The sequence below is a fragment of the Pseudochelatococcus sp. B33 genome (assembly GCF_053570585.1).
In genome coordinates, this window is the sequence record NZ_JBSEFH010000007.1 from 25,504 (window position 1) to 41,174 (window position 15,671).

Annotated in this window: 13 protein-coding genes; 7 read left to right on the top strand and 6 right to left on the bottom strand. The window is 67.2% G+C overall.

What is annotated here, in order from left to right:
• Positions 1–43: 43 nt before the first annotated feature.
• Positions 44–859, top strand: a complete 816-nt coding sequence (locus ACUSIJ_RS09090; protein WP_449308066.1) for a MetQ/NlpA family ABC transporter substrate-binding protein — start codon at positions 44–46, stop codon at positions 857–859.
• A 71-nt stretch (positions 860–930) separates the two neighbouring features.
• Here ACUSIJ_RS09090 and ACUSIJ_RS09095 read toward each other — a convergent pair whose 3' ends face one another.
• Complete coding sequence (locus ACUSIJ_RS09095) at positions 931–2,109, bottom strand: glycerophosphodiester phosphodiesterase (protein ID WP_449308067.1); 1,179 nt, start codon at positions 2,107–2,109, stop codon at positions 931–933.
• Between the two features lie 160 nt (positions 2,110–2,269).
• Positions 2,270–2,836, bottom strand: coding sequence for a cysteine hydrolase family protein (locus tag ACUSIJ_RS09100; RefSeq protein ID WP_449308068.1), 567 nt, complete (start codon positions 2,834–2,836; stop codon positions 2,270–2,272).
• Positions 2,837–2,956: 120 nt separating this feature from the next.
• Between ACUSIJ_RS09100 and ACUSIJ_RS09105 the strand changes: the two genes are divergently transcribed.
• The 3 genes from ACUSIJ_RS09105 to ACUSIJ_RS09115 all read left to right on the top strand — a co-directional run bounded on the left by ACUSIJ_RS09105 (position 2,957) and on the right by ACUSIJ_RS09115 (position 6,919).
• Complete coding sequence (locus tag ACUSIJ_RS09105) at positions 2,957–3,985, top strand: GlxA family transcriptional regulator (protein WP_449308069.1); 1,029 nt, start codon at positions 2,957–2,959, stop codon at positions 3,983–3,985.
• Positions 3,986–4,099: 114 nt separating this feature from the next.
• Positions 4,100–5,572: a protein adenylyltransferase SelO gene (locus ACUSIJ_RS09110; protein ID WP_449308070.1), complete on the top strand. Its 1,473-nt coding sequence runs from the start codon at positions 4,100–4,102 to the stop codon at positions 5,570–5,572.
• Between the two features lie 228 nt (positions 5,573–5,800).
• Entirely contained in the window at positions 5,801–6,919 is a 1,119-nt protein-coding gene (locus ACUSIJ_RS09115) for a baeRF11 domain-containing protein (protein WP_449308071.1), read from the top strand.
• Between the two features lie 116 nt (positions 6,920–7,035).
• Here the strand turns inward: ACUSIJ_RS09115 and ACUSIJ_RS09120 are convergent, their stop codons facing one another.
• Positions 7,036–7,926 (bottom strand): LysR family transcriptional regulator, encoded by an 891-nt coding sequence (locus ACUSIJ_RS09120; protein ID WP_449308072.1) that lies wholly within the window; start codon positions 7,924–7,926, stop codon positions 7,036–7,038.
• 185 nt (positions 7,927–8,111) lie between these two features.
• Between ACUSIJ_RS09120 and ACUSIJ_RS09125 the strand changes: the two genes are divergently transcribed.
• Both ACUSIJ_RS09125 and ACUSIJ_RS09130 read left to right on the top strand, forming a co-directional pair.
• Positions 8,112–8,549, top strand: coding sequence for a CidA/LrgA family protein (locus ACUSIJ_RS09125; protein WP_449308073.1), 438 nt, complete (start codon positions 8,112–8,114; stop codon positions 8,547–8,549).
• Positions 8,521–9,240: an LrgB family protein gene (locus ACUSIJ_RS09130; RefSeq protein ID WP_449308074.1), complete on the top strand. Its 720-nt coding sequence runs from the start codon at positions 8,521–8,523 to the stop codon at positions 9,238–9,240. The genes ACUSIJ_RS09125 and ACUSIJ_RS09130 overlap by 29 nt, the downstream gene beginning before the upstream one ends.
• 98 nt (positions 9,241–9,338) lie before the next feature.
• Here ACUSIJ_RS09130 and lldD read toward each other — a convergent pair whose 3' ends face one another.
• Both lldD and ACUSIJ_RS09140 read right to left on the bottom strand, forming a co-directional pair.
• Positions 9,339–10,475, bottom strand: a complete 1,137-nt coding sequence (lldD, locus tag ACUSIJ_RS09135) for an FMN-dependent L-lactate dehydrogenase LldD (protein WP_449308075.1) — start codon at positions 10,473–10,475, stop codon at positions 9,339–9,341.
• 150 nt (positions 10,476–10,625) lie between these two features.
• Entirely contained in the window at positions 10,626–11,879 is a 1,254-nt protein-coding gene (locus ACUSIJ_RS09140; RefSeq protein WP_449308076.1) for an MFS transporter, read from the bottom strand.
• Between the two features lie 314 nt (positions 11,880–12,193).
• Here ACUSIJ_RS09140 and ACUSIJ_RS09145 point away from each other — a divergent pair, with 314 nt between their 5' ends.
• Positions 12,194–14,410 (top strand): esterase-like activity of phytase family protein, encoded by a 2,217-nt coding sequence (locus ACUSIJ_RS09145; RefSeq protein WP_449308077.1) that lies wholly within the window; start codon positions 12,194–12,196, stop codon positions 14,408–14,410.
• An 80-nt stretch (positions 14,411–14,490) separates the two neighbouring features.
• Here ACUSIJ_RS09145 and ACUSIJ_RS09150 read toward each other — a convergent pair whose 3' ends face one another.
• Positions 14,491–15,645, bottom strand: coding sequence for an alginate O-acetyltransferase AlgX-related protein (locus ACUSIJ_RS09150; protein ID WP_449308078.1), 1,155 nt, complete (start codon positions 15,643–15,645; stop codon positions 14,491–14,493).
• Positions 15,646–15,671 lie beyond the last annotated feature (26 nt).

A 15,671-nucleotide genomic window follows, 5' to 3' on the forward strand; every position in this document is an offset into this window, starting at 1 on the left:
TTTGATGCTTTCGTTCCCGTTAGTCCAACGCAAGGAAGTCGCCATGATCAAAGCCCTCATCTCCGCAGCCGTGCTCGGTGCCGTCACCTTCGCGGCGCCGGCGTTCGCCCAGACCAAGCTGACGGTGGGCGCGTCCTACGTGCCCCACGCCGAGATTCTCGAACAGGCCAAGCCGATCCTCGCCGAGGAAGGCATCGAGCTCACCATCGTGCCATTCCAGGACTACATCCTGCCGAACACGGCGCTTGCCGCCGGCGAGATCGACGCCAACTACTTCCAGCATGAGCCCTACCTCAATTCCGTGCTGGCGGACCACAAGGACGATGCCACGTATGATTTCGTCAGCGTCGGCGGCATCCATATCGAGCCCATCGGCATCTATTCGAAGCGCGTGAAGAGCCTCGGTGACCTGCCGGAGAACGGCACCGTCATCCTGCGCGATGCGGTCTCCGAGGAGGGGCGCATCCTGTCCATCTTCCAGCGCGAGGGCGTGATCAAGCTGCGCGACGGCGTGACGCCGATCACGGCCCGCATCGCCGACATCGTCGAGAACCCGAAGAACCTGAAGTTCCAGGCCAATGTCGAAGCCGGCCTGCTGCCGCGGGTCTACGAAAACGACGAGGCCGACGCTGTCGTCATCAACGCCAACTACGCGCTCGACGCCAAGCTCGACCCGGTCAAGGATCCGATCGCGGTGGAAAGCGGGGAAAACAATCCCTACGCGAACCTCATCGTGGTGCGCAAGGCCAACGCCGAAAAGCCCGAGATCACGAAGCTGGTCGAGGTGCTGCGCTCGAAGCCCGTCCAGGACTTCATCAACGAGAAGTACAAGGGCGCGGTGCTGCCCGTGAGCGAGTGACGGGGCGCATCGCCCGTTGCCCGATCGCCCGCCCGGCCTTGCCGGGCGGGTTTTTTATGCTTTCGGCAAGCTTATTTCTTCGCGAAAGCGTCGGCGGCGGCGCGGCCCACGGCGGAATCGTCCGAGAAGAAGGCGTTGACGCCGGCCTTGAGGTACACGGTGATCTCGCCCACGCTGTCGCCGCGGGCGGTCTTGTCGTCGGCGGGGTCCTTCCGGAAGCCCGCGGGCAGGAAGCTGTTCTCCGGCCGCAGGGTCCAGATGACGACGGCAAGGCCGGCGGCGTGCGCGCGCTCGGCGAGGCCGGTGGGCTCGCCCGGCTTGCCGTCGACGACGGGGACGATGAGCGTCTTGTAGGGCGCCAGGATATCGGCGTAGGTACTGATTTCCTTCAGCCCCTCGTCGGTGATGAGGTCGTCGTAGGTGCGCTTTTCTGCCTCGCCCTGCACGATGAAATCGTACGGCCGGCCCTCGCTGTCGATGAGCTGGGCGAGGCGCACCGGCGTCTGCTGCCGCAGCTCCTTGAGATTGCCGACCTCGAAGGACTGTACGATGACCGGCGCTTCCTTGCGGTTGAGGTCGTTCCTGTTCAGGATCTCGATGAGCGCCGGTTCCAGCGGCTGGCCGATGCTCTTGAAGAACGTGGGGTGCTTCGTTTCGGGTGCGATGCCGATGGTGCGGCCGCGCTTTTCCGATTCGGCGCGGGCGAGGTCGATGACTTCCTGGAAGGTCGGGATCTCGAACTGGTCGTTGAAGGCGGTGTTGGCCGGGCGGATCGCCGGGATGCGCTCGCGCGCCCGCAGGGTCTTGAGCTCGTCGAGGGTGAAGTCCTCGACGAACCAGCCGGTGATCTCGACGCCGTCGATGGTCTTGGTGGTCTTGCGGTCGGTGAATTGCGGCAGCTCTGCCACGTTGGTGGTGGCCTCCTTGATGCTGCCGTCGGCGTCGAGGATGGCGATGGCGTTCTCGTGGCGGGCGACGAGGACCCCGTCCTTGGTGATGACCAGATCGGGCTCGATCACGTCCGCGCCGTCCTCGATCGCCTTGAGGTAGGAGGCGACCGTATGCTCCGGCCGCAGGGCGGAGGCGCCGCGATGGGCGATGACCGTCGGCTCCGGCGGCCAGTCGGCTCCGCCCGCGCTCTGCCAGCTGTACGCGCCCTCGTTGGCGCCCGCAAGGCCGGGCGCCGCGAAAACCCCATAAAGGAGCGCCGCGACCACGGCGGCCGATTTCAGATTGGCGGAAGTCGTCATCGTTGTCCTCGCTGCGCGGTGGGAATCGGAATGCGTGCGACCCTACCATAGGCGAAGGCCACGTCCGGCCAATGACGCACCGGACGTCGCCCGCGATATGTCCGCAAGGGCGCTCACCGTCTCCGGGACTGTCTTGCGGGGCCGCCTGCATTCTTCTCCGTCAGGCTTGCGCGGGGCCGCCCACTCCCAGATAGGCGTCGGTCGATTGCAGCGTCGCGTAGGCGAAGGCCAGCGTCGCCATGGCGGAGGCGTGGACCTGCGCGGCCGGAATGGTCTTGCCGTCGAAGTCGAGATCCCGCGTGGCGACGGCATCGTGCACCACCGTGGTGCGATAGCCGTAGTCGGCGGCAGCCCGCGCAGCGGCCTCGACGCACATATGGCTCATTGCCCCGGCGAGGGTCAGGTCGGTGACGCCGCCGCGGTCGAGCAGGGCCTTGAGATCGGTGCCGCGAAAGGCGTTGACCGTGTTCTTGAGCACGACGGCCTCGCCTTCGCGCGGCTCGACGGCCTTGTTGATCGCCGCGCCCTCGGAGCCGGGGGCGAAGAACGGCGCGTCGGCGGTGGGGAATTCGTGGCGGACATGCACCACGAGGTCGCCGCTGGCGCGTGCCGCATCCAGCAGGCGGGCGGCGTTTCTGGCGGCCGCATCGATGTTGTCGAGCGTGAACCTGCCGCCGGGGAAATAATCGTTCTGCAGATCGATGATGACGAGTGCGCGCTTGCTCATATCGGCCTCCCTGATGCGCCGCGTCGCGTCACGCGGCTCGTGTTCCGGCTTGCAGGGATAGGCGGGTCGTGACAGGATGCCCATTGGCGAATATGACAAAGAACGGGGCATTTCCGACAAATGAACGGATCCCGGCCGACCGCCCGGGAACGCACCCGGCACATTGCGATCCTGGCCTATCCCCGGGCGCAGGCGGCGGCGATTCTCGGGCTGACGGACCTGTTCACCATCGCCGGTCAACTGGCCCGCAGGCGCTCCGGTATTTCCCTGCCGCGATTGCGGGTCGGCCACCTCGGCCTCTCGGTCCGGGGCGATGCGGTCGTGCCGCTGTTCGACACCCATCCCGGCCCGCCGGGCGAGCCCGATGTCGTCATCCTGCCGCCGTGCCTCGGCGATCCTCCCGCGGTGACGGACATGGCGGCCGTGGCCGGATGGCTGCGTGAGCGCCATGCTCGGGGCGCCGTGCTCGCGTCCGTGTGCGCCGGCGCGTTCCTGCTCGCCGAGACCGGCCTGCTTTCGGCAAGGCCGGCGACCACCCACTGGACCTATGCCGGGCGCCTCGCCGCCCGCTTTCCCGCCGTGCGCGTGGATACCGGGAAACTGCTGATCGACGATGGCGACATCATCACCGCCGGCGGGCTGATGGCCTGGACCGACCTCGGCCTGCATCTCGTGGGGCGGCTTCTGGGCACGGCCGCGATGATCGAGACGGCGCGCTTTCTGGTGGTCGATCCGCCCGGCCGCGAGCAGCGCTGCTACAGCGCGTTCGTGCCGCGCCTCGACCACGGCGACGAGCCGATCCTCAAGGTGCAGCGCTGGCTGGAGGCGAACGGCACGCGGGCGGTCACCGTCGCCGACATGGCGGCGCAGGCGGGCCTGGAACAGCGCACGTTCCTGCGCCGGTTCATCGCCGCCACCGGTCTGCGGCCGATCGAATATTGCCAGCACCTTCGCATCGGCCGCGCGCGTGAATTGCTGGAGAGCACGCATACGGCGGTCGACACCATCGGCTGGGACGTCGGCTACGACGATCCGGGTTCGTTTCGCAAACTGTTCCTGAGGCTCACCGGCCTGACCCCGGGCGACTATCGCCGCCGTTTCGGCGCATCGCGCCCCGGTCCATCTGTCCCGGAACCGGGCAGGGCCTGAGGCCGTTCATCATCCGGAAGGGCGTGCGCCGGTGCCGGGGGCGTGATCGGCGCGCGGGGCTTCTTGTGTTAATCTGTATGGCCGGGATGCGTTGCCCGTCCCGGGGAGGTCAGTATGGCGCTTGTGTTCGACAACAGTTACGCCCGGCTGTCGGATCGCTTTCACGTCCGCCAGCAGCCGCAGCGGATGCCGGCGCCGGAACTGGTCCTGTTCAACGAGGCGCTCGGCCGCGAGCTCGGGCTCGATCCGGCCGACTTTTCAGCCGGCGAACTCGCGGCGATGCTGTGCGGCAACGTCCCGCCCGAGGGGGCGGAGCCGGTGGCGATGGTCTATGCCGGCCACCAGTTCGGCACCTGGGTGCCGCGTCTGGGCGACGGACGCGCACTGCTCCTGGGCGAGGTCGTGGACAGGCAGGGGCAGCGTCTCGACATTCACCTGAAGGGCTCCGGCCGCACGCCCTTCTCGCGCGGGGGAGACGGGCGCGCGGCGCTCGGGCCGGTGCTGCGCGAATACATCGTCAGCGAAGCCATGGCGCGGCTCGGTATTCCGACGACGCGCGCGCTCGCGGCGATCGCGACCGGCGACGCTATCATGCGCGAGACGTGGTTGCCCGGCGCGGTGCTGGTGCGCATCGCCGGAAGCCACGTCAGGGTGGGGACCTTCCAGTATTTCGCCGCCATCGGCGATCGCGACGCACTGCGTCAGCTCGCCGATTATGCCATCGCGCGGCTCTATCCCGAGGCGGCGGAAGCGCCCAACAGGTACAGGGCGCTCATGGAGGCGGTCATCGGCCGGCAGGCGCGGCTCGTGGCGCGCTGGATGGGAGTGGGATTCATCCACGGCGTGATGAACACGGACAATACCTCCATCGCCGGCGAGACGCTCGACTACGGGCCATGCGCCTTCATGGACGCCTTCGATCTCGGCGCGGTGTTCAGCTCCATCGACACGCTCGGCCGCTATGCCTACGGCAACCAGCCCAACATCATCTACTGGAACCTCGCCCGCCTCGCCCAGGCGATCATGCCCCTGCTCGCGCCGGAACCGGAAGCGGCGGCGCGGGAGGCGCAGGCCGCCATCGACCTGTTTCCGGACCAGTACGAGGCCGCTTGGCTCGGCGAAATGCGCCGCAAGCTGGGGCTCGCCTCGGCGCGGGAGGAGGATCGGGCGCTGGTGCGCGACCTGCTGCGGCTCATGCACGACAGCGGCGCCGACTACACGCTGACCTTCCGCCGTCTCGCGGACAGCCTCGCGGCCCCCGATGCGCCGCCGGCCGATGCGCTCGACCCCGCCCTCGCGCCGTGGGTGGAACGCTGGCGCGACCGCCTGTCGCAAGATCTTGCAGCCGGGGAGAGCGCGGAATTCGATGCCGTCCGGCAGGCCATGAACGGCGTCAATCCGCTCTACATCCCGCGCAACCATCTGGTCGAGGAGGCACTCGCGGCGGCCTATCAGGGCGACTACGCGCCGGCTCGCGCCCTGCACGGGGTGCTGGCCGATCCCTTCACCGGGCGGGAAGCCCACGCCGAATACGCCCGCCCGCCGCGGCCGGAACAGATCGTGCGTGCCACCTTCTGCGGCACGTAGGGCAACATCTTGGACGCCCTCGTGGAGCGCTTTCGTGGCCGCGCCAAACGATCACGTTGCACGGGACGATCGTCCCGGCAATTGATGTTCGTCAATTCCGGCCCGCGAACGACAAATAATAAAAAAATATGAAAATAAGTTCGAAACCCATATCCGCGGTCATTGACAGTTTTCACGGCGGGGGGATGAAGATAGCCGCATCACAGTACCCATGAAGAGGATCTGACTTTGGTTTACGTCGATATTCCCTCGCTTGCCGAGATCAAGGCCCTGAGCGAATTGCGCGCCGATGCGGTCGTGTCGATATATCTGCCGACGACGCCGGTGACGCAGGACATCGAGGCGAGCCGGATCGCGCTGGGCAATCTCGTCAAGGCGGCTGTCGGCCAGCTCGGTGAGTCCGGGTTCGACAAGCGCCGCCTGGCCGCGCTGCAGGAACAGCTCGACGATCTGCGCGCGGACGATGCGTTCTGGATCTATCAGGCCAACAGCCTCGCCATCGTCGCCACGCCGGACCAGTTGCGGACCTATCGCCTCGCCAACAAGCTCACCGAGATCCTCGAGGTTTCCGACCGGGTGCATCTCAAGCCGCTGCTGCGCGCCGTCACGTTCCCGCATACGGCCTACGTGCTGTCGCTGTCCGAGAACAACGTGCGCCTGATCGAGCTTTCCGCGGACCTGCCGGCGCGGGAGGTCTCCGTCAGCAACATGCCGAGCGACGCCGCGTCGGCGGTCGGCAGGAAGACGGTGAACGACAGCACGATCGACCAGCGCGGGCATAGCCCGGGCGGGCAGAAGACCTTTCTCACGCAGTACTCCCGCAAGGTGGATGCGGCGCTGCGGCCGCTGCTGGTGGGGCGCTCGGTGCCGCTCATCCTCGCCGCGACGGAGCCGCTGGCGTCGATCTACCGCTCCGTGGCTTCCTATCCCCATCTGCTGGCGCAGGGGATCTCCGCCAGCACGGATCGCTGGACGCTGCCTGAGTTCACCGACGCCGCGCGCCCGATTCTCGATGCCCATTACGCTGCGCAGATCGACGACCTGAAGGCGCTCTTCGCCGTCCGCGCGGGCGAACGGCGGGCGACGACGGATGTCGCCGACACGGCGCGCGCCGCCACCTTCGGCCAGGTCGATACGCTGTTCGCGGATATCGACGAGATCGTGCACGGCACCGTGGACGAGGCCACCGGCGAGGTGCACTTCGGGGAGGAGGGACCCGACACCTACGGCATTGTCGACGAAATCGCGGTGCGGGTGCTGAACAGCGGCGGACGGGTGCTGGCCGTGCGGCGCGCGGACATTCCCGGCGAGGGTTCGCTCGCCGCGATCCTGCGCTTCCCGATCTGAGGATCGCGCCGCCCCGCCGGTGACGATGACGCCATGCGGCGGGGGCGTTCCGCAGTTGCCGTTCCGCAGCGTGCGCAAGGGCGGATACCGCTTTCGTCGGCAAAGCTGCGCTCTCGTCAAGCCGGGGAACCGGGGTAGGTCGTGCGCAGGATGTCGATCCAGGCGCGCGCCGCGTGGGAGAGATAGGCGCCCCTGCGCCAGATCATGGCCATGTGCCAGTCGGTGAGCGGGTCGTTCAACGGGAAGGTGCGCACCGCCGCGTGCGGGCTCTGCTCCGCGATCATGCGCGGCAGGAAGGCGGCGCCGAGGCCCGCCGCCACGAGGCCGACGATGAAATCGATCTGGCTGCTGCGCGCCGCCACGGACGGGGTGAATCCGTGGCGCTTGCAGAAGTCGAGAATGATCCGGTTCAGTGCGAAACCGCTTTCGAACAGAATGAACGGCAGCTGCTGCAGGGCCTGCGGCTCGAAGCGGCCGGCGCGCGCCAGATCGTGCGCGGCCGGGATCAGCGCCATGAGCGGCTCGGCCCGCACGCTCTGCCATTCGAAATCGTCCGACACCGGCAGCAGCGAGCCCGCGAGGTCGATCTCGCCGGACAGCAGGATTTCCTCCAGCCTGTCGCTGCCGGCCTCGATCAGCCGCACGTCGACGCCGGGATAGAGATTGCGGTAGCGGGCGAACAGCGGCGCGAACAGGATGCTGCTGCCGATGCGCGGCAGACCGAGCTTCAGCGTGCCCCGCTTCAGCCCGCGCAATTCGCCGATCTCGGCGAGAAGATCCTCCCGCTCCGCCAGGATGCGCAGCGCGCGGCGGTAGACGATGTCGCCGGTTTCGGTCAGCACCGTGCGATGGCCGACGCGGTCGAACAGCGGCGCGCCGATCTCCTCCTCCAGCCGCCGGACCGCCTTGCTGACCGTGGATTGCGTGGCGAACACCACCTTGGCGGCCTGCGAGAAGCCACCCTGGCGAACCACTTCCACGAATGCGCGCAACACTCTCAGATCCATCTCTATTCCATATCAGAATAGTGATCAGTCAATCAATTCATTTGAAGAATATGTCAGGAAAGCATACCTTTCCAGCATGACATTTTCCATGAGCGCGTTCCGATCGGAATTCGCTCAAAATCAAAAAGTTAGAGCATGTCAGCGTTTCCGTGAAACGATGACATGCTCATGCCTGGATGAAGCCCATGACCACCAGAAACGCCAGCTTCCGCACCGCGATCGGCGCCTTCGGGCGCACCCTGTCCGGCAACAGATGGGTGCAAGCCGGGCTGCTGCTTGCGTTCTGGCTGGCGGGGGAGGGCGTCGTGCGCGTGCTGTCCCTGCCTTTCCCCGGCGGGCTCGTGGGGCTGGTGCTCGTGCTGCTGCTGCTTCTGAGCGGCCGGCTGCGGCTGTCCCGCATCGAGCGGGGGGCGCAGTGCCTCCTGTCGGACATGCTGCTGTTCTTCGTGCCGGCCGTGCTTGCCATCCTCGATCATCGGGCGTTCCTCAGCCTGACGGGGCTGAAGATCCTCGCCGTCATCGTTCTCAGCACCGCTACCGTGATGATAGCCACGGCCCTTGCCATCGACCTCTGCTATCGCTGGGCATCGCGTGATGAGCATGGAAACGCTGTTGCGGAGTGATCCGTTCCTTCAGGCCGTATTCTGGTCCGCGGCGACGATCGGCTTCTATCTGGTGACGAAGGCCGTCTACCGGCGCTGGCCCCGCTGGTGGCTGCTGCCGCTGGGGTGGACACCGGCCCTGCTGATCGTCGCCGTCCTGTTCCTCGATACGAGCTATGCCGAGTACATCCGCGGCACGCAGTGGCTGATGGCGCTGCTCGGGCCGGCGGTCGTGGCCTTCGCGGTGCCGATCTACCAGCGCCGCGCCCTGATCCGCAGGCACTGGCCGTTGCTGGCTTTCGGCATGGTCGTGGGCAGCACCACCGCGGTCGTCTCGTCATGGGGCTTCGCCACGCTGCTGGGGCTCGACGGGGAGCTGCGCCTCAGCCTGCTGCCGCGTTCCCTCAGCACGCCCTTCGCCATGGCGGTGTCGAGCGAGATCGGCGGCGTGCCGGATTTGACGGCCGTGTTCGTGGTGATGACCGGCATTCTGGGCGTGGTGCTCGGCGACCTGCTGCTCACATGGCTGCCGCTGCGCTCGAGCATCGCGCGCGGCTCGCTCTTCGGCATGGGCGCTCACGCGGCGGGCACGGTCAAGGCCTACGAGGTGGGCGCCGAGGAGGGCGCCGTCGCTGGTCTCATCATGGTGCTGGTGGGGCTGCTCAACGTCCTGCTCGCGCCGCTCGTGGTCGTCGCCTTCAACGGTTTCTAGAGCGCGTTCCGATCAGATGGAATCATTTGATCGACAAGAATTCGCTCAAAATCCAAGAGGGAAAGCATGTCAGCGTTTCCGCGGAACGATGACATGCTCTAATCGACGGCCAGCGAGTCCCGCGTCAGGTCGGCAACGGATTTCGCGCCGGTCAGCGTCATGGCGACGCGCAGCTCCTTCTCGAACAGCTCCAGCAGGTTGACGACGCCCGCCTCGCCCGCCGCCGCGAGCGCGTAGACGAAGGCGCGGCCGATCAGCACCGCGTCCGCGCCGAGCGCGATCATGCGCGCGACGTCAAGCCCGGTGCGCACCCCGCCGTCGACGAGGATCTTGAGATCGTCCTTCACCGTGTCCACGATCGCCGGCAGTGCCCGCACCGAGGAGAGCACGCCGTCGAGCTGGCGGCCGCCGTGGTTGGAAACGACGATGCCGTCGGCGCCGAAGGCCACCGCGTCGCGCGCGTCGGCGGGGTCGAGGACGCCCTTGATGACGATCGGCCCCTTCCAGAAATCGCGGATCCATTCGAGGTCCCGCCACGAGATGGAGGGGTCGAAATTGGTGCCGAGCCAGCCGATGTAGTCCTTGAGGCCGGTCGCCTTGCCCAGATAGCGGGAGACGTTGCCGAGATCGTGCGGCTTGCCGTGCAGGCCCACGTCCCACGCCCAGGCCGGATGGGTGAACGCCTGCAGCACGCGGCGGAATTCTGCGTTGGGGCCGCTCATGCCCGAATGGGCGTCGCGGTAGCGCGCGCCGGGCACGGGCATGTCCACCGTGAATACCAGCGTCCTGATGCCCGCGGCCTGCGCCCGTTCCAGCGCGTTCCTCATGAAGCCGCGGTCGCGCAGCACGTAGAGCTGGAACCAGATCGGCCGCTCGACGGCCGGCGCCACTTCCTCGATGGGACACACCGAGACGGTCGAAAGCGTGAAGGGAACGCCCTTCTGCGCCGCCGCGCGCGCCGCCTGCACCTCGCCGCGCCGCGCACACATGCCGGTGAGCCCCACGGGCGCGAGCACGACGGGCATGTCGAGCTTCTCGCCCCACAGCTCCGTGCTGACGGAGAGGTCCGCCATGTTCCGCAGCACCCGCTGGCGCAGGGCGATGTCGGCGAGGTCGCTGACATTGCGCCGCAGCGTACGCTCCGCATAGGCGCCGCCGTCGATGTAGTGGAACAGGAACGGCGGCAGCTTGCGGCGGGCGGCTTCGCGATAGTCGGTGGCAGCGGAGATGATCATGGCGTCTACTCTCTAAAGCATGTCGGCGTTTCCGTGAAACGATAACATGCTCTCACTCTTAGATTTTGAGCGGATTCTTGGATTTTGAGCGGATTCTTGTCAATTGGATGATTCCATCCGATCGGAACGCGCTCTTGCCGACGGTCCCCATTACGGATTTTCGGAGGCGAGGACGCTTTCGGGGTCCTCGGCGAGCGCCTCCCGGTCCCGCCAGTGCCAGACGAACAGGCCGACACACACCGGCACGAACGCGTAGAACGCCGTCTGCAGGCTGGTGACATGGCCGGCGACGGCGCCGACGAGCCCGCCGATGATGCTGCCGAGCGGCGACGTCATCATGATGAGGCCCGACACCTTCCCCTGTCCGAACCGCGCGCCGATGCGTACCACCCGCAGCAGTGTCACGGTCTGCAGCAGGCCGAGGCTCGCGCCGAGCAATACCACGCCCGGCCAGAATGAGGCGGGCGTCGCCGCCGACCCCTGCAGCAGCAGGGCGACGACGGCCAGCGAGAAACCGACGAGATAGCTGTTGCGCGGTCCGATCGACAGGATGAGCCGATCGGACCAGAACAGCGCGCCGATGAACGCGAGGCCGGCGGCGGTGACGAAGGCCGACGCGCCGGCGCTGTCCATGCCGAACACCTGCAGGGCGATGGCGACCACGAACATCGTCACAAACACCATCAGGCTTTCGATGAAGATGTCCACGACGCAGATCCAGCGCAGTTCCGGGTGACGCGCCAGTTCCATGAGCTGCGCCAGGAAGGTGCGGATGGGCAGCCGCCTGCCGCCGTCCTCGGTCAGGCGCTTTTCGGCCGGGCGCGTTTCGGACCGGCGCAGCACCAGCGGCGAGACGGCGATGGTGACGGCGAAGCTCGCGGCCAGCGCCCACCACGTGCCGGCGAAGCTGAGCAGGGCGATCAGCCCCACGGCGACGGAGGGGCCGATCAGGAACTGGCCGCTCATGTGCATCGCCCTGTACCATCCCGCCTTGGCCGAACCCATCCGGCGGATCTGCTCGAAGAACACCGTGTTGAGCGACACGAACCGCAGCGGCATGAAGAAGCTGATGGCGACGATGCAGCCCAGCAGGAACGCAGCATGCGCGCCGAAGGGAATGAGCGCGTAGGTCGCGCCGGCGAGCCCGCTGCCCAGGATGAAAAGCCGGCGCGGCCCGAAATGGTCGACGAGAAAGCCCGTCGGAATGCTCATGAACAGCGTGCCGAACATCTGCCCGGCGACGATCATGCCGAACTGCGCCGCGCTGGCGCCGAGCTCGATCGCGTAAAGGGCCGTCGCGAGCTTCGCCACCCCCACGCTCGTCCCCATCAGGGAAGCGAGCAGGGCGAAGACGATGAAGAAGCGATTGGCGGCAAACCAGTCCTTCAGCGCGGTCGAGGACACGCGATGCTCCTGTCGTGCGGTGGATCCCCGGCCGTGGGCGGGCGCGCCGCGCTGCCGGTCGGCATGATCGATTAATGAATTCTATCAACATACATTGAAATTGCGTCCCGACCCATGTCGTCCCGCCACTTCTGTCCGTCGTCCGGCGCATGTCTGCGCATCCCGGCCGCCGGCATCTATGGGACGCGGGCAACAGCGACAATTTCTCCGGCCCGAGACGGCGCCGTGTCACGCCAGTGTCATCGCCCGACCATGAGATTAAGACGTTCGTATCGTTCCATCCCGCGCACACGGACTCCGGAGAAAAAAATCCCATGAAACGTCCCATCCTGCTGGCCATCGCCGCGGGCCTGCTGTCAGCTACGTCCCTGACGGCGGCCGAGCCGCTGAATTTCAACCGGATCGCGGTCTTCCCCGTCATCCGCAACCTGCCGGAAGGCGCTGATCCCGAGAAGCAAACGGTGTCCGAGATCATCGCGGCCAATGCCGAGGGCACGCTGCTCGTCTACACCGATTCTCCCGGCAACCGCGTCGGCCTCGTCGACATCACCGATCCCGCCGCGCCCAAGCCTGCGGGCGTCGTCGCCGTCGAGGGCGAGCCGACCTCGGTCATCGTCGTGGGCAACAAGGCGCTCGTCGGCGTCAACACGTCGGAGAGCTATACCGAGCCGTCGGGTTTCCTCGGCGTGGTGGATCTCACCAGCAAGACCCTCGAAAAGAAGATCGATCTCGGCGGCCAGCCGGATTCGGTCGCCCTGAGCCATGACAAGAAGACGGTCGCGATCGCCATCGAGAACGAGCGCGACGAGGACCACAACGACGGCGCGCTGCCGCAGCTCCCGGCGGGCTTCCTCGTGCTCGCCACCGTGGGCGACGACGGCAATGTGGACGAGGCCGACGTGCGCCGCGTGGACCTCACCGGCCTTGCCGCCTACGCGCCCGAGGATCCGGAGCCGGAGTTCGTCGACTTCAACGCCAACGGCGAGGTCGTCGTCACCCTGCAGGAGAACAACCACATCATCATCGTCGACTCGAAGGATGGCAAGATCGTCAACCACTTCCCGGCCGGCGCCGTGACGCTGGAGAACGTCGACACCAAGCGCGACGGCGTCATCAACCCCACCGACAGGGTGGAGAACGCCCTGCGCGAGCCCGACGCCGTGCGCTGGATCGACAACGAGCGCTTCGTCACCGCCAACGAGGGCGATTACAAGGGCGGTTCGCGCGGCTTCACCATCTTCAACCGCGACGGTACGGTGGCGTTCGAAAGCGGTTCCGCCTTCGAGCACGAGATCCTGCGCATCGGCCACTATCCGGAGAAGCGCAACGCCAAGGGCGTGGAGCCCGAGGGCATCGCCATCGGGCAATACGGCGACGACACGCTGATCTTCGTCGGTTCCGAGCGCGGCTCGGTGGTGGGCGTGTACCGGGAGGAGGGCGTGGGCAACGACCCGACGTTCCTGCAGCTTCTGCCGGGCGGTGGCGTCGGCCCCGAGGGCCTGCTGGCCATTCCGCAGCGCGATCTGTTCGTGATCGCCAACGAGACCGACCTGCGCAAGGACGGCGGGCCGGGCACGACGGTCGCCATCTTCAGGCGCGAGGAGGCGCCCGCGGCCTATCCGACCATCATCTCGGGCGATGACGCCGCCGGGCTGCCGATCGGCTGGGGCGCGCTTTCGGGCGCCGCCGCCGATCCCACCGTTCCCGGCCGTCTCTATGTCGTGAGCGACAGCTTCTATTCGCAGGGCGCCATCTACGTTGTCGACGCGACGCAGACGCCCGCCCGCATCGTCGAGAAGCTTGTCGTCACCAAGGACGGCGAGCCGGTGCCGAACCTCGACCTCGAAGGCATCGCGGTGCGTCCCGCCGGCGGCTTCTGGCTGGCGTCGGAGGGCAACCCCGAGCGCGAGAAGAACCCGACCCATTCCCAGATCCTGCAAGTCGACGAGAAGGGCGTACTCCAGGAGGTCATCGACCTGCCGGAGGACCTCCAGAAGCAGGCGACGCGCTACGGCTTCGAGGGCATCGCGGTGGCCGGCGAGGGCGACAACGAGACCCTGTGGATCGCCGTCCAGCGCGAGTGGAAGGACGATCCCAAGGGGCACGTCAAGATCCTCGCCTACACCCCCGCCTCCAAGGAATGGGGCGCGCTGCACTACCGCCTCGACACGCCGGAGAAGGGCTGGGTCGGCCTGTCGGAAATCACGTATGTCGGCAACGACACCTTCGTTGTCATCGAGCGTGACAACTTGGTCGGCGACGATGCCGCGATCAAGAAGCTCTACCGCTTCCCGGTCAGGGACCTGAAGCCCGCCGCCATCGGCGCGAAAGAGATCGCGGTGGTCGAGAAGACGCTGGTGCGCGACATCCGGCCCGACCTCGCAGCCGCCAACGGCACGGTGCTTGACAAGGTCGAGAGCTTCACCGTCGACAAGGACGGCGTCAGCTACATCATCACCGACAACGACGGTGTGGACGGCTCGTCGGGCGAGACGCAGTTCATCAACCTCGGCAAGATCGAGCTGAACTGACGTAATAAACCGTATGGGGACAGAGCGGGCCGGCGGAGCGATCCGCCGGCCTCGTCGTTGCCGGTATCACGACGGACGTGTCAGGACGCGCCTTCGGCTGCCTCTACTGTCGGCGGGAAGCGCAGGAGGCGCTCGACGCGTTCCTCCAGCACGAGATCGGGCCGTTCGGCCTCGGCCATGCGCATGATGTCCTGCGTGGAGGGCGCGGCCGACACCGCCACCATCTCGCCGAAGCTCGCCGCGAGGAACGGCAGCAGGGCGTCGCCGAACGAGTCGCGGTAAAACAAAAGCTTGCCCGCCGCGCCCTCGCAGCGCGTGCGGATCAGGGCCGGCCTGCCGGACGGATCGGTCTGTCGCTCCAGTTCCTGCACCGTGCAGGGCAGGGCCTCGGCGCGCACGTCGGGGACCTGTTCGAGGCGGTCGATCAGCGCCATGCGCGCCAGATCGCCGGGGCCGTTCGGGCGCGTGCCGAAATCCGCGTCGTCGAGATCGAGGGGGCGCAGGCCCAGATGCGTCATTAGCGCGCGATAGGCGATGGCGGCGCCGCGCTCGTTCCAGTGCGTGTCGTCGCGCATGTAGAGGTGGCCCGCGGGCTTCCCGGCGAGAAGGTCGGGGCGCAGATCGATGACCGGCAGCCCGTGGGCCCGCGCCATGGCGACGACCTGATCGTAGGGAGAGGGATTGCCGCCCTGGCGCAGATAGTCGGGCATGTATTCGCCGTAGATCGTGTGCTTGTCCGGGGGGATGGCGAAAGCGTAGCCGATGCCGCGATCGGCGAGCGCCTGCCTGCGCTCCGCCAGTCTGTCGCGCCACCTGTCGAGCCGGTCCGGATCGAGCTCGACCGCGCGCTGGAACAGCGCCAGCGCACCCTCGCCGGCATAGAACAGCCAGCCGTCCTTGCCGGCGACGACCTGGTCCGTCGGCAGCCGGTTGAGCAGGGCGGTCGACAGGGCCGTGTAGGTGCGGATGAGCGCGGCGCGAAAACCGAAGCGGTCGTTGACGAACGCCTCGAAGCGTTGCGGAAGATCGTCCCATTCGTCGAGGCTGCGCGGCAGGGGCGGCAGTACGCCGGCCCGCCGGTTCTCGCCGGGAAGCGCCTCGCCGCGCGCAAACGGCGAGAGCAGCGTGCCCGTCATGCCGCCGACGATGAAAAGTCCCAGCAGTCCGGCAAGACCATAGCCGTAGACGCGCGCCGCGAGGGGGCGGGGGGAGGCCGGAGGAGGAGCTGTCGCCATATCTTGATCTCGGAAATGTCCTGTCT